Origin of the sequence: Aureisphaera galaxeae, from assembly GCF_028561275.1 — a bacterium.
GTDB classification, from domain to species: Bacteria; Bacteroidota; Bacteroidia; order Flavobacteriales; family Flavobacteriaceae; genus Aureisphaera; species Aureisphaera galaxeae.
In genome coordinates this window covers 14,897-37,020 of sequence record NZ_JAQQTF010000002.1, presented here as the reverse complement: position 1 = coordinate 37,020, position 22,124 = coordinate 14,897, and the positions used below count along the sequence as shown (strand labels likewise).

At 42.1% G+C, this 22,124-nt stretch carries 16 protein-coding genes and 1 tRNA gene; 11 read left to right on the top strand and 6 right to left on the bottom strand.

Translation table 11 applies throughout. The features are described 5' to 3' along the window. Nucleotides 1–193 precede the first annotated feature (193 nt). Together POV27_RS00170 and POV27_RS00165 are read right to left on the bottom strand one after the other, a co-directional pair. Nucleotides 194–4,165, bottom strand: a complete 3,972-nt coding sequence (locus POV27_RS00170; protein WP_272860697.1) for a DUF6443 domain-containing protein — start codon at nucleotides 4,163–4,165, stop codon at nucleotides 194–196. A 9-nt stretch (nucleotides 4,166–4,174) separates the two neighbouring features. Beyond that, on the bottom strand, nucleotides 4,175–7,705 hold the full coding sequence (locus POV27_RS00165; protein ID WP_272860696.1) for an RHS repeat domain-containing protein: 3,531 nt from the start codon (nucleotides 7,703–7,705) through the stop codon (nucleotides 4,175–4,177). 319 nt (nucleotides 7,706–8,024) lie between these two features. On the opposite strand from POV27_RS00165, the gene POV27_RS00160 reads away from it, so the two are divergent. Both POV27_RS00160 and POV27_RS00155 read left to right on the top strand, forming a co-directional pair. Continuing rightward, nucleotides 8,025–8,096: transfer RNA gene (locus tag POV27_RS00160), tRNA-Arg, on the top strand. A gap of 16 nt (nucleotides 8,097–8,112) precedes the next feature. Further along, nucleotides 8,113–8,604 (top strand): nuclear transport factor 2 family protein, encoded by a 492-nt coding sequence (locus POV27_RS00155; RefSeq protein ID WP_272860695.1) that lies wholly within the window; start codon nucleotides 8,113–8,115, stop codon nucleotides 8,602–8,604. 40 nt (nucleotides 8,605–8,644) lie between these two features. Here POV27_RS00155 and POV27_RS00150 read toward each other — a convergent pair whose 3' ends face one another. Beyond that, entirely contained in the window at nucleotides 8,645–9,583 is a 939-nt protein-coding gene (locus tag POV27_RS00150; protein ID WP_272860694.1) for an NAD-dependent epimerase/dehydratase family protein, read from the bottom strand. A 162-nt stretch (nucleotides 9,584–9,745) separates the two neighbouring features. On the opposite strand from POV27_RS00150, the gene POV27_RS00145 reads away from it, so the two are divergent. Both POV27_RS00145 and POV27_RS00140 read left to right on the top strand, forming a co-directional pair. After that, complete coding sequence (locus POV27_RS00145) at nucleotides 9,746–10,324, top strand: hypothetical protein (protein ID WP_272860693.1); 579 nt, start codon at nucleotides 9,746–9,748, stop codon at nucleotides 10,322–10,324. Between the two features lie 75 nt (nucleotides 10,325–10,399). Then, entirely contained in the window at nucleotides 10,400–12,460 is a 2,061-nt protein-coding gene (locus POV27_RS00140) for a M13 family metallopeptidase (RefSeq protein ID WP_272860692.1), read from the top strand. A gap of 46 nt (nucleotides 12,461–12,506) precedes the next feature. Here POV27_RS00140 and POV27_RS00135 read toward each other — a convergent pair whose 3' ends face one another. From POV27_RS00135 to POV27_RS00125, 3 genes are all read right to left on the bottom strand, one after another. Further along, on the bottom strand, nucleotides 12,507–13,883 hold the full coding sequence (locus POV27_RS00135; RefSeq protein ID WP_272860691.1) for an MATE family efflux transporter: 1,377 nt from the start codon (nucleotides 13,881–13,883) through the stop codon (nucleotides 12,507–12,509). After that, nucleotides 13,884–14,924: a ferrochelatase gene (hemH, locus tag POV27_RS00130; RefSeq protein ID WP_272860690.1), complete on the bottom strand. Its 1,041-nt coding sequence runs from the start codon at nucleotides 14,922–14,924 to the stop codon at nucleotides 13,884–13,886. A 101-nt stretch (nucleotides 14,925–15,025) separates the two neighbouring features. Further along, nucleotides 15,026–15,922, bottom strand: coding sequence for an AraC family transcriptional regulator (locus POV27_RS00125; protein WP_272860689.1), 897 nt, complete (start codon nucleotides 15,920–15,922; stop codon nucleotides 15,026–15,028). Between the two features lie 184 nt (nucleotides 15,923–16,106). Here POV27_RS00125 and hemA point away from each other — a divergent pair, with 184 nt between their 5' ends. From hemA to hemF, 7 genes are read left to right on the top strand one after another with little or no spacing between them, the layout of a single operon-like run. Beyond that, nucleotides 16,107–17,378, top strand: a complete 1,272-nt coding sequence (hemA, locus tag POV27_RS00120; protein ID WP_272860688.1) for a glutamyl-tRNA reductase — start codon at nucleotides 16,107–16,109, stop codon at nucleotides 17,376–17,378. Then, complete coding sequence (gene hemC / locus POV27_RS00115; protein ID WP_272860687.1) at nucleotides 17,375–18,298, top strand: hydroxymethylbilane synthase; 924 nt, start codon at nucleotides 17,375–17,377, stop codon at nucleotides 18,296–18,298. The genes hemA and hemC overlap by 4 nt, the downstream gene beginning before the upstream one ends. 12 nt (nucleotides 18,299–18,310) lie before the next feature. After that, nucleotides 18,311–18,967 (top strand): uroporphyrinogen-III synthase, encoded by a 657-nt coding sequence (locus tag POV27_RS00110; protein ID WP_272860686.1) that lies wholly within the window; start codon nucleotides 18,311–18,313, stop codon nucleotides 18,965–18,967. After that, complete coding sequence (gene hemE / locus POV27_RS00105) at nucleotides 18,954–19,991, top strand: uroporphyrinogen decarboxylase (RefSeq protein ID WP_272860685.1); 1,038 nt, start codon at nucleotides 18,954–18,956, stop codon at nucleotides 19,989–19,991. The genes POV27_RS00110 and hemE overlap by 14 nt, the downstream gene beginning before the upstream one ends. A gap of 23 nt (nucleotides 19,992–20,014) precedes the next feature. After that, nucleotides 20,015–20,476 carry a DUF6973 domain-containing protein gene (locus POV27_RS00100; protein WP_272860684.1) on the top strand — a complete coding sequence of 154 codons (462 nt, stop codon included), beginning with the start codon at nucleotides 20,015–20,017 and terminating at the stop codon, nucleotides 20,474–20,476. Nucleotide 20,477: 1 nt separating this feature from the next. Beyond that, nucleotides 20,478–21,221, top strand: a complete 744-nt coding sequence (locus POV27_RS00095) for an EI24 domain-containing protein (protein ID WP_272860683.1) — start codon at nucleotides 20,478–20,480, stop codon at nucleotides 21,219–21,221. After that, a complete protein-coding gene (gene hemF / locus POV27_RS00090; protein WP_272860682.1) occupies nucleotides 21,218–22,120 on the top strand; it encodes an oxygen-dependent coproporphyrinogen oxidase in 903 nt (300 codons plus the stop codon). The genes POV27_RS00095 and hemF overlap by 4 nt, the downstream gene beginning before the upstream one ends. Nucleotides 22,121–22,124 lie beyond the last annotated feature (4 nt).

Genomic DNA, 22,124 nt, shown 5'->3' with positions numbered 1-22,124 from the left:
CTACCTGAACAATATGTGTCTATCACTTTTACATCCACCTTATCGCATTCATTCCTACATTCACTTAATATTGATTGTTTGTAAAGAACAAACACTAAAATGATGGCAATGAAAATCGCAAAGTAAATTTGTTTTTTGTGATACATAATACTCTTGTAAAATTACTTACTGCTGTCTCAAAACTTAGCTAAAGTTAGTTATTGGGTTTTTTCTCATCATCCTTCTTAACCGTTATGATTACCTCCTCTAGTTCCTCCACATCTGGACCAAGTAAATCAGTGGCTATTGCCTCGGCTTCTTCCAAAACATCATTAGTAATATCTCTATTCCTTCTTTCCTTCTTTTTCTTTTCAATCTTCTTGGCTCGTTTTTTCTTATACTTCTTTTTCTGCTTCTTCTCCAAGCGCTTAATGGATTTATCCAGTTTCTTTATCCTTTTATTATTCTTCTTTATATACTTCTGGAAGAATTCGGTATCTGGAATTAGTTTATCCAATCCGGCACCAATCAAACCATCCACTAAGGTTTGTCCTAAATCAATATCTTCATTGTTTGTAACTTTTTTTGCAATGTCTGTAGCCGTTTCAATGGTGAACTCCAAAATTTCTGAGAATACCTTGTTTATGAGTCTTCTATTGCGCTTTTTCTTAATAAACTTCACAAACTTACCGATCCCTGGATCTCCAATAAATCCGGATAAGGCTCCAGAACCTGTTTCCCAAGCCACATCACTCCAATCAATGTTTTTTACTGCATTCCTGAAGCTTTGACCTTCTAGCATCGAAGCACCTACCTGTCCAAGTATTTCCAAAGCACCCGAAACGAAAGCTCCTATAATAGGATTTTCACCATTTTTCTCTTGGAAATAAATCGGATTGTTAGCCGCATAGACATACGGACTCTGCGTCATAAACTCAAATGCCAAAGGATCGATTCTAACGAATCTGGCAATCGCAGGATCGAACAATCTTGCTCCGTATTGATAAAAATCAAAACCGAGGGCTTGTTCAAACTCCTTACTACCATACTTCCATTGCTGTGCAAAGCTGTTACCAATAGGATTGAAATAATCGTTATACCCTTTCTGTTTCAGACCAAATGGATAGTAGTTGGATTCTTCAATAATCTCGCTACTGTCTACACTTCCATCTCCGTTGCTATCTGTATAGCTTAAGCGAACATTATTCAAATGATCTTTAAACTGGAAAACATAGGAATACCCGCCTCCTGTTTCAGCTTGTAAATACCCCTCTGGATGATTTATAAACTGTAGGTTGCTGTTTTCATACTTGAAGTTTCCAGCATACTCGGAAGTAACTGTAGAACTACTTGTAGGAGCAACGTCTTTCTTCAATAAGTTTCCATCGGCATCATAGGTAAACGTAATGGTGCCACCAGCCTCTCCATGAACAGCATCCAAGGTCACCGTTTCAGGAAGATTTAAGTGATTATAGGTGATTTCGGTAATCCCCTTGTTGTAGTCTCGTGTTAGGTTACCATTGGCGTCGTAAGAGTAATCTAAAGAAAAGCTTGTTCGATCTTTAAATCCTTCCAAGCTGGAAGAAGAACTACTTAAATCCTGAACATCCTTCAATGTATTTCCTTCATATGCATACACCAGATGATCCCAAACCGCAGTACCACCACTACCATTATCTCCATTTCTGAACAACAGCTTTATGTTTCCATTCTTGTCATACTCTATTCCTCCAAGGGCATGATTGTCTAAAGCGTTCAGCGTGGTTCCCTTTCTACTATGGGCATCCGTTAAACGGTTGAGGGCATCATATTCGTAGGTATAGGTCCTTTTGAGGGCATCATCGTTTTTGGTGCGCCAAATGGTTTGTGCAATGTTTCCGTTAAACAATGGAACTGCTAGACCAGGATCTCCTCCGGAACCTTGAACTGTTGTGTAGTTGATCTTAAAGTTGAACAGGTCGGGACTTCCTGTTTTACTGAAATCGTCCACCTGGTTAATCTCCTTTAGCCAACCTCGAACAGTATACTTGTAATCTACATCCTGAAGGGCTTCCACTTCGGTCCCGAACAATACGAAATCGCTTATCGCAGCTCCTTCATCTTTGAAAACAGCATCCCCGAAAAGATCAAAGCCATTTAGGGTACTATACGTATAGACCAGTTCACCATTCTGGAAAAATGTAAATGTGCCTGCATCCCTCTCTATGGTAAATCGATCTCCAATTTGGTAATCTCTAGGACTTCCAATTAAATTACCTTGAATTCGAATTTTATAGAAATTACTATTTCCTGTAGTACTCTTAAATTGGAATCCAAAATCGATTTCAGCAGGGGAGTGATTGGTGTGTGCCTCATTAAATCCAACGGTCGCGTTCTTTTCTTTACTTTGAATTGTAAAATGAAGTCCCCCTTTATTCGAAATCACTCCTTTGGTAGTAAGGCCTGCATTCCAATTGGTTGAACCCCCCGCATTCTTAGTAATAAGTCCCTCTCCAGCTATGGCAATATTGGCTGTATTTTCATATCCGCTATCAAACAATTCACCCCCTACTTTTTTCAACACCATTTGTCCCAATTCATCGTATTCACTTTGGGCAATTAATTGAACGGGTTGATTACCTATTTGCTGCATATGGGTAACCAAACGATCCATATGATCATAAGTATAGTAATCTAAGGTCACTACCGCTGGGTTGCTATCCTTTATATGAGAGGTTCGAGTAGCTAACACTTTTCCGGAAAAATCGAATTTCGATTTTATGATCTCTTCGGTATTTAAATGTTCGTTTTTACTCGCCACATAGGCCTCCCTTCCCTTTTCGTCGTATGCACTTACTGTGGTGATCCAATCTGTGGTGCCCAGCACCCTTACTTTGGCTACTGTGGGTAATCCCTGTGTCCTATTGGTAATCTGATTCTGAAAAACAGTGGCAGGAGCATCCAGTCCTTCTGTATCTACATACGAATCGTAATAGTTTACGGTGAGTACTTCCAAATTGAGGGATGGATAACTATCGTTGGTGTAGTAAATAACCATGTCCCCAACGGTAACCGGATCTACAGAGCGCTTTTCGCTAAGCGGTGGTGGAACTGTGGATCTACTTTCTTTGGAAGCTCCCTTCTTAGCGTCTCCAGGGGTGTATATTCCTGTAAATGCGATTCTACTAAGACCATCGTACTTGGTAAATAACCATTGGCCCTTACCCCTAAGATTACCATCCCTTGTCAAAATAGGGCGATCCAAATCGTCATAGATAATTTGTTCGAAGTCTTTCCCTGGGAATTTTTTCCATATCATTCTGTTTTTACTATCAAAATGAAATTGAAAGCACCATTTATCCAAGATCGTTTGCGGGTTGGCTGCCAAAATAATCTCATCGGATCCCTCGGGAGGTAACACGAAAGTTAGGTTCCCAAACTCATCGTACACATAGTAGGTATCATGCGCTTCATTATTGAACGTTCTTTTAAGGATGATTTGTCCTTTTTTGTTTTTGAACTCATGCGTCGTATGATTGTCACCATCCCCGGGTTGCCAATTCTCATCCTTGGTCACCATTTTAACCAATTCATTCGCCGGATAAAATCCGTTTCTATCGATCTTGGGATTGGTCGTGTTGCCATCGGGAAAGTCTACTGCATAAAAGCGAACCTCATTGGTCCCATTAGACAGGTATTCGTACTTTATGGTATGATCCGTATCTAGCGTATCAATAGCCTTCCAAGGATTTCCTGGTGCTCCCGTTTCCCATACTCGAAACATAGGAGAAGGCTCATAAACATCTTCGGAATAGGGATTTAAGGTATTTTCATATTTCCCTGTATCATAGAATCCGAAAATGTTGGTCTTCAAAGTTTCGGGATTTCGATAATCCTTAACATCTACGCCGAACTCAGTACCTTCTGAATAGGGCAGGTACTTCTTAGGCTGCATTCCGACCTCATCATATTCCATGTACTCTATGACAGTTTCCTTGTTGCCTCCTTGCTTTGCCTTTATGGTTTGCAGAGGCCGCCCAACCCCATCATAATACGTTACCGATTCAATCTTATTTATTTCGTCTACACTCCCCGTCGTCGTTGGAGTACGATAGGTCGTGGTCGTTATATAATTCTCGGAATCTGTTTGGCCCATCACTAGAAATGGCACCAATAAGAATAGTGTATATAATATGTTTTTCATCATTTCTTACTTTTAATCGGTTACCAAATTGTAGTTGAACTCCTTAACGATATTTCCACCTTCATCCTTTATGTATTGAATTCGGTCTTGTATATCATATTCGTAAAAGACAGTATATCCTCTTGAATCTGTTTCGCTGGTTACTCCAACAAAAGGATCATAGGTATAGGTCGTAATGAGGGCTTCAGGAAATGCCTGACGAATAATATCCAATTCATTCCTCAACGTCTGGCCATCCATGTTTTGGATATCCCCAATACTTATGCTTGCAAGCTCCGAATAACTCACATTTTCTGCTTTCAAAACCGGGAAACGATGATCATATCCCCATAGGAATGATGTAACATTGACAGGCCTGGTAATTTGGAAGGGGCCAGAAACATCTATCACTTCTATTCCCGTATAATGTTCTTGTACATTCCCGTAGCTATCGTAATTGTAATACATGCGCCCTTCTAATGAGTTAGTTCTTTTGGCCCCAAGTAATCTGCTGGGTTTATAATCGCCTCCCACAGAGGAATAGTCCATTTTTACCGTGTTGTTCAACACCCCATTTTCAAATGTTTCGGTCATGGCTACTTTACTTATTTGATTGGCAGTGGTCATGCCCGTGTATGGCGACGAAGTGAAGTCATACGGATAGTAAAGCTTGCGTTTTACCGTATTTCCTTCACTATCGGTAACTGTAGTTTCCTTTAATTGATAGTTCGTATCGAATGTATTTTCGGATGTGGTAACCACCTCATTGCTCTCATCTACGATATTCTTGTCGATGGTAGTATCCAGCACAAAATCCATATCCGTATCGCGATACACATGCATGAAATAATAATCTGCATTATTACTTCCATCGGGTACCGGGAGGGACATTCCCCCAGAATGATCTATAAGGGAAGCTACGGTCCTAGTATTAATGGTATACACCCGCTTTAATGCAAAGTTTACATTATGAGGGTGGTTATGGCCCGAAGGATTAATTACTCTAGGATAATACGAGTAATTGGTCTGGGACTTCGGCGCATAGGTTGCAGAATCCCTTTCGAAAGCAAAGATTTTTTCTTCTTCTTTTCTACCAATTTTGAGATCGTCCCCAAAAGGAGTAAATGGATAATTTAATTGTAATTGATTGAATTGAGGCAACTCAAACTCGGTGGTCGAGAATCCATTGGTATAACGCTCTTCGAATTCGGTGGTATTTCCATTTCCACTGCCTCCCAAAACACTAAATATGAGTGAACCATCTGGGTTTTGATCGTTGGGGAAATCCCAAACTTGTAATCCGCCGCCGCCTGGGAGTTCTATTAATTCCATGGTAGGATATTGCTTTACCCGTTCATAGAATACCGGCACACCACTATTCAAATTAACCGGTGTATACGATTTAGAGAGATAGTTAATCCTATCGAAAGCATACCTATGGTTGGTGTCGAACAGCGGGGAATTACTTACTCCTTCAACATAACAATCATAGAGTACTTCTGTTACGTATTCATTTTGAGACTTCGTCAGTTCTACTCCGGTAGATAATCCATCATCATCATTATAATCATAGTTCTGCTTGGTCACCAGGCCTTTGTTATTTACATGACTAATAGTGTGTACTCGAATTCCACCCACCAATGCATTTACATACGGATCGCCATTGCCTTCTGGCGGATCGTAAAACTGCACCAAAATCTCACCATTGGATCTAGAGTAGTGATTATTGTAGGCATGGATATAAAAGATATAGGTCCCAGGGTTTATCATTACATACCCAGTACTATTCTCATCGTGAATAACAGGGTAACTGGTCTGGGCAGGATCAATTTCATCCAATAGGTTGACACAGAAATCGGGAATGGGGTTCTCTGGCGACCTCAAAGCCACAGCTGCATCATAATAATTAAAGGGTGAGGGTGTCGGGGAACATGTGGTAGTGATTCCTACATGAATACGGGATTGTAAATCATAGGCCTCTACCCTATGCGATATAAGTGCAATAACGGGATGATCGAAAGTATACTCAAAATATACGCTCTTCTCTGTATTACTACCACCATTATCGGATTCTAGATGAAGATAGATTTGCCGATTGGGTGTATGCGATTCATCTTCCACTTCAGAAATGGGTTTCTTTACCTGATTTTGCTCATATTGAATCTGGCTATATCCTCCTGTTGGGTATTTTACACGAGTCATAGCCCCTGCTCTTGTGTTGTGAAAGCTAGGGCGCTTATCGGCGCTTATTGAAGATTCTGGAATATTTAATAGATAGTTATTGTTCCTACCGTTATAGAATCCCCAATAATCCATTTTAAAGGGAAGATCATTGTTGTCTAACAAGAAAGCTGGAACTCCTCCATGATATTCGAATTCATAATAGAAGAATCCGTCTTTGTCCACTTCGGTCAATACATCGCGAGGGCCATCGTAGGTAAGATCATAGTCGAAGATTATCTGATCCGCACTATCCCTTACCAAAACTTGATTGTAGATGTATCGATTATTTGGGGAAACGATATTAAGATCGATACTTCCTGTTGGAAAATCGATTCCTGATAACAATTTGCGTCTAATATTGGTTAAACGCGAATTCCAATTGTAGTTATTAATGTCTCCTTGCAAGTTACTGCAAGAACCCGGCTGAGTTATATAAGGAGGGTTAATGTTCTTATATCCACTAGCGCTATAATCGTAGTTAAGCATCACGTTTGGTGGATCGAAATAAGAAAAGTCGATCACCTGATTGTTTGGAAACGTTATTCTCGATAGATGCCAACTCGAGAAATATCCGTGCAAGCCAGCCTCTGTAAAGACCGGTTCCAGATCGAATCCTTGAGGTTCGTTGATCTCTACCTCATCAAATAAATAGCGGATTCCTTTGTCGTCTGTAACCGTAAAACTGCGGATTTCTTCTCCGTAATACCGAACGGGAACACTGCCAGGTCTTACATCGGTTAACCAAGTAGGAGTTCTGTTGGGGAATTCAACCTTGTAGTTGTGGTTGGAAAGGTATACTGGGTTATTGTTTTCATCCACTTTAAAGGAGAAACTAACCCCTCCTACAGACACGTGATACCTATCCAACTCCGTGTCGGCCCTACCAGAAACGACGCTTTCGGCCTCTCCGGCCGTGATGTTGGTGTTGTTTACAATAGGAGTGATTAAATCATTGTTCTCGGTACCGTATATACCGTAGGGGTTTCCGTCGGGAACACCACGAACCTCTCGGGAAACCACGCCTCCTCCAGAAAGCAACCAACCTAATCCAGAAATGGAGGGTTTTGCTTCCAATACTAAGCCAGCATACTTGTAATTAAGCGATACTGGCCATGAATACCCTCCCCGAATGGGAATCTCATAAATGGGAACCTGAAAGCTCATTTGCCCAGCACTCATGTTGACGGGTAAATTGCCATACTGGGTCATTTTTCCGGCCTCCGGAGAGACCGGTGTGATCGTAGGAGCCGAAAATTCCGGTGTTCCTTCGATCGTACCAATTTGGGCCATTGCTCCCCAAATACAGAAGAGAAAGGCCAAAGCACTAATTCCTTTTTTCATAAAAATTACTTTTAGAATGTTACTATTAACTTGGGATCTAATAGTCTAGAGAACCATTCCATAGGGAGGGAGGACGGGAAGTGGTCAACAGGACAATTAATCATTTCTCGAATAGGCATTTATTGACTATTACGCCATAAAAATATTATGACATAAACCCGATTTAATGCACAAAATGATAAGCGTATTTTCCCAGCGTATAAGTGTATCTTCTTTCAGGATAAGCGGGCGATCGATTTATGCAACAACAGAAAGCCTTTCAATACCGAAATGAGGGATGGCCATTCTACATTTTTTCCTTAATTTGTCTGTGATCTAAGGCCCCGTAGTTCAAGGGATAGAATAGAAGTTTCCTAAACTTTAGATCCAGGTTCGAGTCCTGGCGGGGCTATTAAATATTCATCATCATGAAAAAAATTCTTTTACTCTTCACACTGGTCTCGTTTCCCCTAATGAGCCAAAACATTACCAATGCCGACCTAGCCAAAGAAGTGGACCAACAGGTCTGGGAACCCTTCAAACAATCATATAAAAGCGGAGATGCTGTTACCTTCAACAGCATTCACACAGACGACGTCATTAGAATCACGGGAAGGGGCATTCAAAAAGGGCAGGAATACAAAGATTCTAACACCCAATGGCTTTCCAAACCCGATCGCAAAGCCCGTACCATTGATTTCGTATTTGAGCACAGAATCTATGCCGAAGACACAGCCTATGAAATCGGTTATTACAAAATCGTTTATGGTGCGGATGAAGCCAAGGCAAATTACGCACGCTTTACGGTCGTACTTAAAAAGGAGAATGGTACATGGCGCATTGCCCAAGATTGGGATACCGACGAAATCAATGGAAGAAAAGTCACCGCCGAAGACTTTAAGCGCTTACGTAAAAATTAAAAAAAGGGAGCCTAGGCTCCCTTTCAATTTATGTCGTAGGTTACTTCAGGTTCTCTAGCATGATCCGTGTCATTTCGGCCAAATCATACTCATGCTTCCATCCCCAATCCTTTCGGGCATCACTATCGTCTATGGTCTTGGGCCAAGAATCGGCAATGGCTTGCCTAAAATCGGGTTCGTAGGTAATTTCAAAATCTGGAATATGTTCCCGAATGCTCGACGCTATTTCTTCGGGATCGAAACTAATCCCAGCCAAATTGTACGAAGAACGTATCTTAATATCCTGTTCCTTTGCATCCATAATGCCTATGGTAGCGCGAATGGCATCGGCCATGTACATCATGGGCAGTACGGTTCCAGCTTTCAGGAAACATCTATAGTTTCCATTTTTCAAGGCTCTATGATATATTTCTACCGCATAATCGGTCGTTCCCCCGCCGGGTTCCGTGGTATAGCTTATAAGTCCAGGGTAGCGTATGCTCCTAACATCTACGCCATAGTTTTTGTGATAATATTCACACCACCGCTCTCCCGTTTGCTTTGAGATTCCATAGACCGTAGAAGGCTCCATAATAGTGGTCTGCGGGGTATTCTCGCGGGGTGTTGTACTCCCAAAAACAGCAATGCTCGATGGCCAAAACACCTTTTTAATCTTATTCTCTTTGGCAAGATCCAATACATTGAATAAAGAAGTCATATTAAGATGCCATGCTTTGGAGGGAAATCGTTCGGCTATGGCGCTCAACATGGCTGCCATGAGATAAACGGTATCGATTTTATGTCGGAAAACAATATCTTCCAACGCATCAAAATCTGTGGCATCCAAGAGCTCGAAAGGTCCGTTCTGTACAAACTCCGGAGTTCCCTCGCGAATATCACTGGCCACTACACGATCTGCTCCAAAACGTTTTCTAAGTGCTTCCGTAAGTTCTGTACCTATTTGCCCACAGGCACCTATGATAAGAATTCTTTTTTTCATGTTTACTTGTATATGGGGCTACAATTTGGGCGGCATAAATATAGGGATATTCAAGAGTTCTTTCTCATTTTTTTATCACACCACCGCCACTATGGGGGGCTTAGCACAAAATTAACTTTGTATTGCGGTGAGAACCCTTATATTTGTGGGGCTTTCTAAGATATGAAACATCTTTTCTTATTTGTTTTTATCGTATTTCTGTCTTGTGGGGAAACCTCTCAAGAACAAGAAAACACTGTGCCAGAGCAAAAGGATACCCTTCGGTATGGTATGACCCAATATACCTTTTCCAAACCGGATGCAGCCATCGCGGAAGTACTGGAAAATTGGAACTTCTATCAAGACTTCAATGATGAAGCTACCTCGTTGCACCAACTCGATTTGGAGCAGCTTAAAATCAAAACGGAGAAGTTATTGGCCCATACGGATTCCCTTATGACTAAGGTCCCCGATACGTTGAACACGTTTTCCATAAAATCCAGATTGGCGATCATAAAAACAAGAACTGAACTATTGCGATTGGAATGTCAGAAAAACACCATAGATGCCCAAAAAATTGACGATTATATAGAGGAGAACAATATTGCTGTGAACAATTTTTTTGTTCAAATACAAGAAAAGCTTCGAAAAGACGGCTATGACCTTCAGCAAATAGAAAACGAGAAAAAAGAACTCGAAAAACAAAAGAGATACCTGGATTCCATCCGGCAATTAGAGCTTCAGGATCAGAAACCAGAATAGTGTAACGAAATTTAAAATTCCCTACTTATACGTCATCAAGATGACGTTGAGTACCACTTAACTTAAACCAAAAAAATGAAAACAAATGTATTTAAGTACCTTCTTGTTTCCACCGGACTCATTTTAGCCGGTGCTTGCGGAGAGGGTGAAAAAAAGGAAAAGGAAAGTGACGAGCCACATGGTATTATCCTAGCCAATATGGATACCACGGTAAGTCCCAAAGATGACTTCTACAACTATGTAAACGGAACTTGGCTCAAAAACAATACCATTCCCGATGATCAGACCCGCTGGGGTGGTTTTGGGGTATTGCGTAAGTCTACCGATAAGGACGTATTGGAGATATTGGCCAAGGCCAAAGAAAGTGGAAAGTATGCGCCCGAAACAGATCAGGCAAAAGCACTTGCCATTTTCGAAACCAAGCTGGATACTGCAGCAAGAAATGAAGCGGGGATCGCTCCATTACAGCCTATTTTAGACAAAATCGCTGCTGTACAGAGTATGGACGATTACCAAAAGCTCATTACCGTAAATGCTGTTGAAATAGGACAGCCTTTCTTGGGCTTAGCTGCATTTTCCAACCCGTCCAACAGTAGTATGAATGCCTGCTATATTACTCCCGGAGGTTTGGGATTGCAAAGAGAGTATTACCTAAAAACAGATGATAAATCGGTAGAAACCCGCGCCGAATATGTAAATCACATTACGCGCATGCTTCAATATTTAGGAGATAGTGAAGAAGATGCGCGAAAGCAAGCCGAAACCATCTTGGCTTTCGAAACCAAGTTGGCTGAGCCACGTTTGGATAAAGTTGCGAGCCGTGATTTTAGAAACTTCAACAATCCACGCTCCATGGATCAGGTTCAAGAAATGGTTTCTGCTATTTCTTGGAGTGATGTTTTCAAAAACATGGGGGTTACCAAGCAAGTGGATACCGTATTGGTAATGCAACCAAAGTATATGGAGTTCATTCAAGCAGTATTCGAAGAAAATGACGTAGATACTTGGAAAACAGTAACACGTTGGTCTACATTAAATGGTGCTGCGGGTTACTTGACTACTGAAATTGAAAAAGCCAACTGGGAATTTTATAGCAAATACCTAAGAGGTGCCGAAAAGCAAAAGCCAGCCGATGAGCGCGCCTTGGCTACTGTAAATGGAAGTGTGGGCGAAGCACTTGGAAAATTGTATGTAGATGAAATGTTCCCGCCAGAAGCCAAAGCCAAAGCCGAATCCATGATCGCTAATGTAATCGAAGCCTTCAAGGACCGAATTACCGCATTGGAATGGATGAGCGACAGCACCAAAATGAAAGCACACCAAAAACTGGATAAGTTCACGGTTAAAATTGGATATCCGGACAAATGGAAGGACTATTCAGAAATGGAAGTAGCGGCAGGAAATAGCTACTATGACAACATGATCGCGGTAGATCGTTGGGGCTTCAACGACAACCTTTCCAGAATTAACGAACCCGTAGACAAAACCGAATGGGGAATGTCTCCTCAGACAGTAAATGCGTATTTCAATCCTTTCAACAATGAAATCGTATTCCCAGCGGCCATCCTTCAGCCTCCTTTCTACGATTATCTGGCCGATGAAGCCGTGAATTACGGTGGAATTGGAGCCGTAATCGGACATGAGATCTCACATGCTTTCGATGATAGCGGTTCCCGATTCGACTCCGATGGAAACTTGGTGAATTGGTGGACCGATAATGATCTTGAAGAGTTTAAAACGAGAGGAAAGAAACTAGCCGATCAGTACAGCGCCATCGAAGTAATGGATAGTGTATTCATTAACGGAGAATTTACCTTGGGTGAAAATATTGGTGACCTTGGTGGTGTATTGGGTGCCTATGACGGATTACAACGTTTCATGGCCGAAAACGGACGCCCAGAGAATATTGACGGGTTTACTCCAGAGCAGCGATTCTTCATGAGCTGGGCAACGGTTTGGAGAACCTTGATCCGTGATGAAGCATTGCGTACACAAGTGCAAACGGATACGCACTCTCCAGGAGAAAACAGAGCCATTCAGCCTTTATTGAATATTGATTCGTTCTATGAAGCATTCGATATCACAGAAGGTGACGGTATGTGGTTAGCGCCCGAAGATCGAGTACGAATCTGGTAATACCATTTTAGAAATAGAGAGAAGGAGTCCTAATGGGCTCCTTTTTTTATGCTTTTACAAGATCCTTTTTAACGGCTTTGTTCAGAAAATATCCTGTTACTGTAGTAGCTAGGAAATCGGCAATGGGGAAAGAAATCCAAACTCCAAATACGCCCATAAATGGAGGAAGTATGAGCAGCAAGGGGATCAAGAAAAATCCCTGCTTGGTCAAACTCAACAAAAGTGCAGGCATGGCTTTTCCAATGGCTTGGAAATAGGAAGTCCCTATTAATTGAATAATGATCACCGGAGTAAGAGCAAACACCCAACGCAAGGCTGAGGGAGTCCGCTTTAAGATTTCATCATTATTGGCCAGGGTTTGAGCATCTAAATTATCCGAATTGCTCAAGAAAACAGAAACGATCTCCTGAGGGAAAATCATGATAACGGTAAACACAATAATCGCCAAGACCAAAGAATACTTGATGGAGGTATTGATGGACTCACGTACTCGCGAAAACTTCTCCGCTCCATAATTATAACCCGCAATAGGTAAAAAGCCTTGGTTCACTCCAATAATGGGGAACAGGGCAAACATGAGCATTCGGCTTATGATTCCGTAGGAGGCCACATCCAAAGCATCACCATATTTAATAAGTACATTGATAAGTAATACTCCCAAAACGGCAATCACCGCCTGACGGGAAAAGGTAACAAAACTCAGTGCCGAAATTTCCTTTACCAACTTGTTTTGCAATACCAAGGAAGACCATCGTAGACGTAATTCACTCTTAAAAATGAAAAACCATAAGATAAAGGCGAGACAGATTGCGTAACTAATAAACGTAGCCCAAGCCGCTCCTTCCATGCCCATTCCCAAGATTTTAATAAGAATATAATCCATTAGGATATTCCCTATGGCCGGTAATAGCATGGCATACATGGCAAACTTCGGTTTCCCTTCGGCCCGGATTACATTGTTCCCCATCATGCACATGGCCAACATTACAATTCCATACAGAACAATGCGATAGTAAACAAGAGCAATATCCTTAAACGAATCGTCCGCACCAAAAAATTCGATCAAACTGTCTTGAAAGATCAGGCCAAACAAAGCCAGCATTCCCGAAATGAAAAAGGTGAGGGTAATCTGATTTCCAAATACCTTCAACGCCTTGGCATGATTCCCGGCCCCTAAAGCACGTGACAACACTGAACTACCTCCAATTCCCAGTGCAAGACCAATAGCCGCAATAAAGAAAGTAGGCTGTACCACAACGGTAATGGCCGAAATCGCCAAAGAACCGATCCACCGTCCTACAAAAATGGTATCCACAATCATATTTAGGGACATGACTAATATCCCGATGGAAGCAGGAACGGCCTGCTGCACCAACAGTTTACTGATGGGTTCTGTACCTAATTTTGTGGATTTGTTCGCCATTTACGCGATGGCCGTTTCAACATTTACCATGCGCCATTCTTCGATCCAATTGGCCAACAATTGGGCAAAGTCGTCGCGATCGTTTAAACAGGGAATGGTTGTGAATTCCTTTCCTCCTACCTCATGGAAAATCTCTTCCCCTTCCATCGCTATTTCCTCAAGGGTTTCTAAGCAATCGCTTACAAACGCTGGGGTAACAATGGCCATTTTCTTCATTCCTTCCTTTCCGAAACGCTCTATGGTACGGTCCGTATACGGTTGTAGCCACGGGTCGAAGCCCAATCGGCTTTGAAAGGAACTGGAATAGGTTCCTTCCTTCAGGTTCAGCTTTTCGGCAACCTTCGTGGTGGTATCTAAGCATTGATGGCGATAACAGAATTCATGGGCTTTGCTTTTGGTCACACAGCAAGACCCATCGATTTTACAATGGGACTGGGTAATATCACTTTTCTTAATGTGACGTTCCGGTACTCCGTGATAGGAGAACAACAAATGCTCATAATCGAGGCCTTCCAACTTTTCACCTATACTCTTGGAAAGTACTTCTATATAATCTTCCCTATGGTAAAATGCAGGCAGTGACTCAATCTTGATGTTTGGGAAAAACTCTTTTTGTAGCTCGGCCACCTTTACGTCGATCGTCTCCGTGGTTGCCATGGCGAACTGAGGATACAAGGGAATGGTCAATATTTCCTCTACTCCCTGATCTACCAAGGCTTGCAAGCCTTTTTTCAAGGTCATACTTCCATAGCGCATAGCCAAGCCCACCGGAATATTAAGCTTATCCTGAACCTTTTTCTGAAGTCGTTCCGAAATCACAATCAAAGGAGAACCTTCTTCCCACCAGATTTTGGAATAGGCCTCGGCCGATTTCTTAGGCCGGGTATTGAGAATAATTCCACGAACCAAAAGAATACGAGCCCAACGGGGAACATCGATCACCCGGGGGTCCATTAAAAATTCGTCCAAGTATCTTTTTACATCTTTGGGATCTGTACTATCTGGAGAACCCAGATTAACGAGCAGTACGCCTTTCTTCATAATTGGTATTTTCAGGTGGAAACAAAAATAACTTCTATACGCTTATGGTGTTCTTAAAAAGATGGTAAAGTTGTAGGGAACTTTATTCGTTTGAAAGCCACTTAGCTATTCAATCCCATCACGAATTTTTTGGGAGTAATACCGAACTTCTTTTTGAAGGCCGAAATAAAATGGCTGGCCGTGCTGTAGCCCACTTTATCGCCCACTTCATTCACATTGTGGGAACCCGAAGCCAATAGTTGCCGGGCTACTTCCATCTTGTAATCGAACAAAAAACTGAATACCGAATCCCCATAAATTTGTTTGAAGCCTTCTTTCAATTTGTTGATGGGTAGTTGAATTTCATCAGCGATTTCCTGAAGCGTCGGTGGCTCTGCCATCCGGGATATGACAATTTGCTTTGCTTTCTTAATCTTGGCCACATTCTGTTCATCCACTAAAAATGGGCACTGTTCCACATCGACATCTTCTTCCCGATTGAAATACAAACTCAATAGTTCATATGCCTTTCCCTTAAAGTATAAGGACTTGATCGAAGGATGCAGGTTGTAGTTCACCAATTGATTGAGCACTATCGACATGGAAGGAGAAATGCGACCATCCTTGTAGTATTTTCTGTCTTTGTTCTCTTCACTTAAAAAGGTAATATAATGGGCATCTGTAGAGAATAACGTGTGAAACTTTTTTATGGGCAATAAGACCGATAACACCCAAGAATCGGCATTTACGGAAACTTCTATAGGTAAATCCCGTTGTGGATTATACAACAATAAGGAAGTACTTTCCTGAATAGGCAATCGGTAATTTCCATTGTTAAAACTGAAAGAAGCACTCCCTTTTACACAAAAGTGAAACTGAATAAAATTTGAGCTCACTTCGCGCTTAAATAGCTGATTATCATCACTTTCATTGCTACATTTTAGTATAAAAAATCCCTCTTCTACGACCGTTTCCTCGTAGATGCCTTGAGCGATATTTTTTTGAGCCTCTGCTTCCATTATTTTACGATTTTATTTAGAATCATTCTAAACTAATTTGAATCAAATATGCCGCGATCCCTTTAAATTTAATGATTTATATCAGTTTTCGGACTTCATCATGCAAAATTAACAGTTTCCGACATAATTGATACCGCTAGCGTTATTTTTTCGATTCGCCTTGATTTATTTTTGCACCATCGCTATGGAAAATAACGGTAAAAGACATTTTTCACTTTCATCGGAGGGACATTTCTATGCCATAGGCCTTAACTACAAAAAGGCCGATGCGGAAATTAGGGGTCATTTCAGTGTTTCTGAAACTGCCCAGAACAATATCCTTCAGCAAGCAAAAGAAGAAGGCATTGCCTCATTGAGCGTAATTTCTACTTGCAACCGTACCGAAATGTATGGCTTTGCCCAGCATCCTTTTCAATTAATCAAGCTCCTATGCGAGCACACCCATGGTACCGTGGAGGAATTCGAAAAGGTGGCCTATGTGCACAAAGGAAGACATGCGATCAATCATTTGTTTAAAGTGGGTACCGGACTGGACAGTCAAATTTTGGGAGACTTTGAAATCATAAGTCAGTTTCGCCAAAGTTTCAAAAAGTCCAAAAAGATGGAACTGCTCAATGCCTTTATGGAACGATTGGCCAATGCCGTTATCCAGGCGAGCAAGCGCATTAAAACCGAGACCGAAATCTCTACGGGTGCCACTTCGGTAAGTTTTGCTGCCGTACAGTACATCATGGCAAGGGTTCCCTATGTTTCAGAAAAGAACATTCTCCTCTTCGGAATCGGGAAAATTGGTCGTAATACCTGCGAAAACCTCATTAAGCATACCAAGAACGATCACATTACCCTTATTAACCGTACCAAGGTGAAGGCCGAAAAAATGGCGGGGAAATTCAATCTTTTGGTGAAGGATTATGCCAATATTCAAAGCGAAATAGCACAAAGCGATGTTTTGATCGTTGCCACGGGTGCCGATCGACCCACGATCAACAAATCACTATTGCACCTAAAAAAGCCACTGCTAATTCTGGATCTCTCGATTCCAAAAAACGTGGATAACGATGTGCTGCAGAACGAGCACGTTACCCTTATCCACTTGGATGAATTGTCCCGTGTTACCGATCAGACCTTGGCGCACCGACAATCGCAAATCCCATTAGCGCAGACCATCATTGAGGAAATAGAAAAAGAGTTCAACACCTGGGCAGAACACAGAAGCTTTGCCCCCACCATAAAAGCCCTAAAGGCCAAACTTTCGGAAATCAAGGCAGGTGAAATCGACAATCAACGCCGCAAACTGGCCAACTTCGACACAGAGCAAGCAGAGATTATTAGCGACCGAATCATACAACAGATTACCAAGCATTTCGCCAATCACTTAAAGGACGATAGCATAGAAACTTCCGAAAGCATTCACCTCATCCGCAAGGTATTCCAAATAGAAAATAAGGAATCGTGAGCAAAACCATTCGTATAGGAACACGTGATAGCCAATTGGCATTGTGGCAAGCCAAAACCGTACAAACCCAATTGGAAAACCTGGGCTACCAAACCGAATTGGTCCCCGTAAAATCCACTGGGGATTTGGTGCTCGATCAACCCTTATACGAACTGGGTATCACAGGAATCTTTACAAAAACATTGGACGTTGCCATGCTTAATGGAACGGTAGATATTGCCGTGCACAGTATGAAAGACGTCCCTACTCTTTTACCTAAGGGAATTATTCAAACCGCAGTACTGGAAAGAGCCAATGTTCGGGATATTCTGGTGACCAAAGGAGTTTTCAATGGGGAAGCGTCTTGTACTATTGCCACGGGTAGCCTTCGTAGAAAAGCGCAATGGTTGTCCCGCTATCCCCAACACGAAGTGGTGGGTTTACGTGGCAACGTAAACACGAGATTGCAAAAGCTCGAGGATAGCGATTGGCAGGGCGCCATCTTTGCCAAGGCAGGTTTGGAACGCATCGATGTTCTTCCAGAGAATCATTTGGATTTGGACTGGATGATCCCAGCTCCCTCTCAAGGCGCTATGGTGATCGTGGCATTAGAAAACGATCCTTTTTGCAAAGAAGCCACTTCAAAACTGAATCATCCCGAGTCCGACATTTGCACCCATATAGAACGGGAATTTTTACGAGTGTTAGAAGGAGGATGTACAGCGCCCATTGGTGCTTTGGCCACGATCAAAGGTGAGCAAATTCATTTCAAAGGTTGCCTACTTTCTTTGGATGGGCGCCAGAAATTAGAACTGAATAAAACCATTTCCAAAAGCCGATATAAAGGCTTCGGAAAAGCCTGTGCCCAAGAAATTTTGAACGACGGCGGGGCTGCACTCATGGCTCAAATCAAAAGCGAGACCCAAAATACCAAGGGCTAACAATTGCATTGTATGAAAACCATACTTTCCACAAAAAGACTTTCACTATCCCAAAAGGAATTGTTGCTGAATGCTGGAGTAAGTTTTGTGGAATACGATGCCATCGAAATAGCTCCAATACAATTTGAAGCACCCGCTCAAGTAGAAAATGCCATCGTAACTAGTATGAACGGTACAAAATCGATTTTCCCATCTGAAACATCCGTTTCAAATTGGTTTTGCGTTGGCCCAACCTCAAGTACATTTTTGAAGGAAAATGGCCAAAATGTGGTAAAAACAGCTGAAAATTCATCAGAAATGGCCGATTTCATCGTAAAAAACCACAAAAACGACACTTTTTTCTATTTCTGTGGTGCACAACGCAGAGATGAACTCCCCGAACGACTGAAAAGTGAAAAAATTGACTTTTTTGAAGTAAAAACATACAAAACGGAGCAAAAACCACACAAATTCGATCAAAAATGGGACGGAATCCTATTTTTTAGTCCCAGTGGAGTACAAAGTTTCGTTTCTGAAAACAAAATAAAGGATGCCACTGCTTTTTGCATAGGAGAAACAACAGCATCCGAAGCCCAAAAACATACCCGTAACGTAATCATTGCAAATTCGACTCGTATAGAGAGCGTGATTGCCAAAGCGGTAAAAACCTTACAGTATGACCCAGATTAAAAACGATCTATTCTTAAAAGCCCTTCGGGGAGAAACCGTAGAACGCCCACCCGTTTGGATGATGCGCCAAGCTGGTAGATACCTACCTGAGTTCATGGAGATCAAAGCGAAATACGATTTCTTCACCCGATGCCAAACCCCAGAATTAGCAAGCGAAATCACGGTTCAGCCTATTCGTCGCTATGGTATGGATGCCGCCATCCTCTTCAGTGATATCTTAGTCATTCCGCAAGCCATGAATATCGATGTGGAAATGAAGGCCGGTATTGGCCCTTGGCTTCCGGATCCCATTCAAAAACCATCCGATTTAGATCGTGTAATCGTTCCAGACATCAACGATACCCTTGGGTATGTAATGGACGCCATCGATATGACCAAGGAAAAGCTCAATAACGAAATCCCGTTGATCGGCTTCGCAGGAAGTCCATGGACCATCCTTTGTTATTGTGTAGAAGGGCAAGGATCCAAGAACTTCGCCAAAGCCAAGGAGTTTTGTTTTACTGAGCCAGAAGCGGCACATCAGCTCCTTCAGAAAATAACCGATACCACCATTGCCTACCTTAAGCAAAAGGTAAAACACGGAGTGAACGCAGTCCAAGTATTCGACAGTTGGGGGGGTATGCTGTCCCCTACCGATTACCAAGAATTCTCTTGGCAATACATTCAGCAAATTATTGATTCGTTAAAAGACGAAACCCATGTCATTGCCTTTGGAAAGGGATGCTGGTTTGCCTTGAACGAAATGTCCAAAAGTGGCGCCTCTGCCCTAGGGGTAGATTGGACTTGTTCCGCCCGAAATGCGCGTTATCTCACAGGAGGTAACATTACTTTACAGGGGAATTTTGATCCTTCCCGTTTGCTAAGTCCGCCAGCCGAGATCAAGAAAATGGTGACCCAAATGATTCGTGAATTTGGGAAAGACAAATACATTGTAAACCTAGGTCATGGCATCCTGCCCAACATTCCAATAGAAAATGCCGGTGCCTTTGTAGAAGCCGTAAAGGAATACAAAGAGGAAGCGTGAACGTATGGGCTCGCATACAAAACTTGAGTCCCTCCGGAATCATCCGTTTTGGATGGTTATTTCTAACACATCCGCTCCTCATCTGGCCCACTTGGATCGCCACCAAAAGGACTTTTTCCATTTGCAATGAACTTTACGGAAAAAGCCATCATAAGAGCAACAAGGCAAATGCTTTTCGCCATGCGTTTTGGAACTTATTAATCTGCCAAAAAACGCTGAAAAAGACAAAAAATGCCAAAAAAAGTGCCGATTTTACTCAAAAAGTGACCGATTTATACGAAAAAGCAACAAAAAATGAAGAGATGGATCAGGCGATGGACTTTCACAACAACGCTATAGGAAGATCCCTCTTTTTGGACTTTTTCGACCAAAACGAGTCAGAATTGGTTAATTTGGTTCAGAAAAAGGCCGAAAAGGCTCAAAAAGTGGCGAAATTTGAAGAAATTGAGCAGTACAAAAACGAACTAGTCTACATTTCAGAATAAAATGATCAAAAATATTTTCCGAGGCATAAAAGCGTATTCCGGTACCTTCAAGCTAATCAGCAAATTGGGGTTATGGAAGTATTTTGGAATACCCATTCTAATTAGTCTCGTCACTGCTTCCCTTATTGGATTCGCCGCTTGGGGCTGGAAAGACAATATTGCTAACCTCATCGACAAGATTTGGGTTTGGGAATGGGGATCGGAAACCTTCCATGTCATTGGTGAAGTAATTGGTGTCGCCGTAATCGTGGTAATAGGCTTCATCCTATATAAACACATTGTAATGGCACTGAGTGCTCCCTTTATGAGTCCTGTTTCCGAAAAAATAGAAGCACATCTCATGGGAGTAGATCATCCCCATCGTAATACCACATTCTCGGCGCAATTATGGCGCGGTATTCGGATTAATGTTCGAAACCTTCTTATGGAATTGTTCTTTTCCATACCCATTTTACTACTCAGTTTTATTCCAGTGATCAACCTCATCACTTCGCCATTACTATTCCTAGTACAATCGTATTACGCCGGTTTCGGTAATATGGACTACACCTTAGAACGGCATTATGGGTATTCCGAAAGTTTGCGATTCGTGAGAAAGCACAGCGGAATTGCCACAGGTAACGGAATCATTTTCATGTTGATGCTATTCATTCCGGTTCTTGGAATTATCCTAGTGTTGCCCCTGTCCGTAACAGCTGCTACCACCGAAACCCTTAAATTAATTCATTCCGAAAAGAATTCATGAAACAACAATTCGTTGCCTATATAAAAACCTTACAGAACAGCATTACCGCATCTTTGGAAGCCATTGACGGCAAGGCCATTTTTAAAGAAGACCCTTGGGTGCGTCCCGAAGGCGGCGGTGGTCGTACCCGAGTGATTGAAAATGGAGCAGTATTCGAAAAAGGCGGTGTAAACATAAGCCAAGTACACGGCAAATTGCCTGAAAGCATGCAACAATACTTTGGCGTGGAAGATGCCGATTTTTTCGCTTGCGGTTTGAGCTTGGTAATTCACCCAAAAAACCCCTTTGTCCCAACGGTACATGCCAATTGGCGGTATTTCGAAATGTACAATAAAGAAGGCGCCATTGTGGATCAGTGGTTTGGCGGTGGCCAAGACCTTACTCCCTACTACCTTTTCGAAGAAGATGCTGTGCATTTCCATTCCATTTGCAAAAAGGCCTGCGATGCGCACAACCCCGATTTTTATCCGAAATATAAGGCGCGGTGTGATGAATATTTTCACAACAGTCATCGTGGGGAATCCCGCGGAATTGGAGGCTTGTTCTTCGATTACCTAAAGAAAAGCGAGACCATGAACATGCAAGATTGGTACAACTTTGTGACCGAAGTGGGCAATAGTTTCCTTCAAGCTTATATCCCCATTGTTGAAAAAAGAAAGGACCTACCATATACCCAAGAGCATAGAAATTGGCAAGAAATACGTCGGGGGCGTTATGTGGAATTCAATTTGGTGCATGACAAAGGCACCCTTTTCGGACTTAAGACGAACGGAAGAATAGAAAGTATTTTAATGAGTCTCCCGCCTCATGTACAATGGAGATATGACCATCATCCAGAAGCAGGAAGTGAAGAATCTAAGCTGATAGATGTTCTAAAAAACCCAAAAGAATGGGTCTAAACCG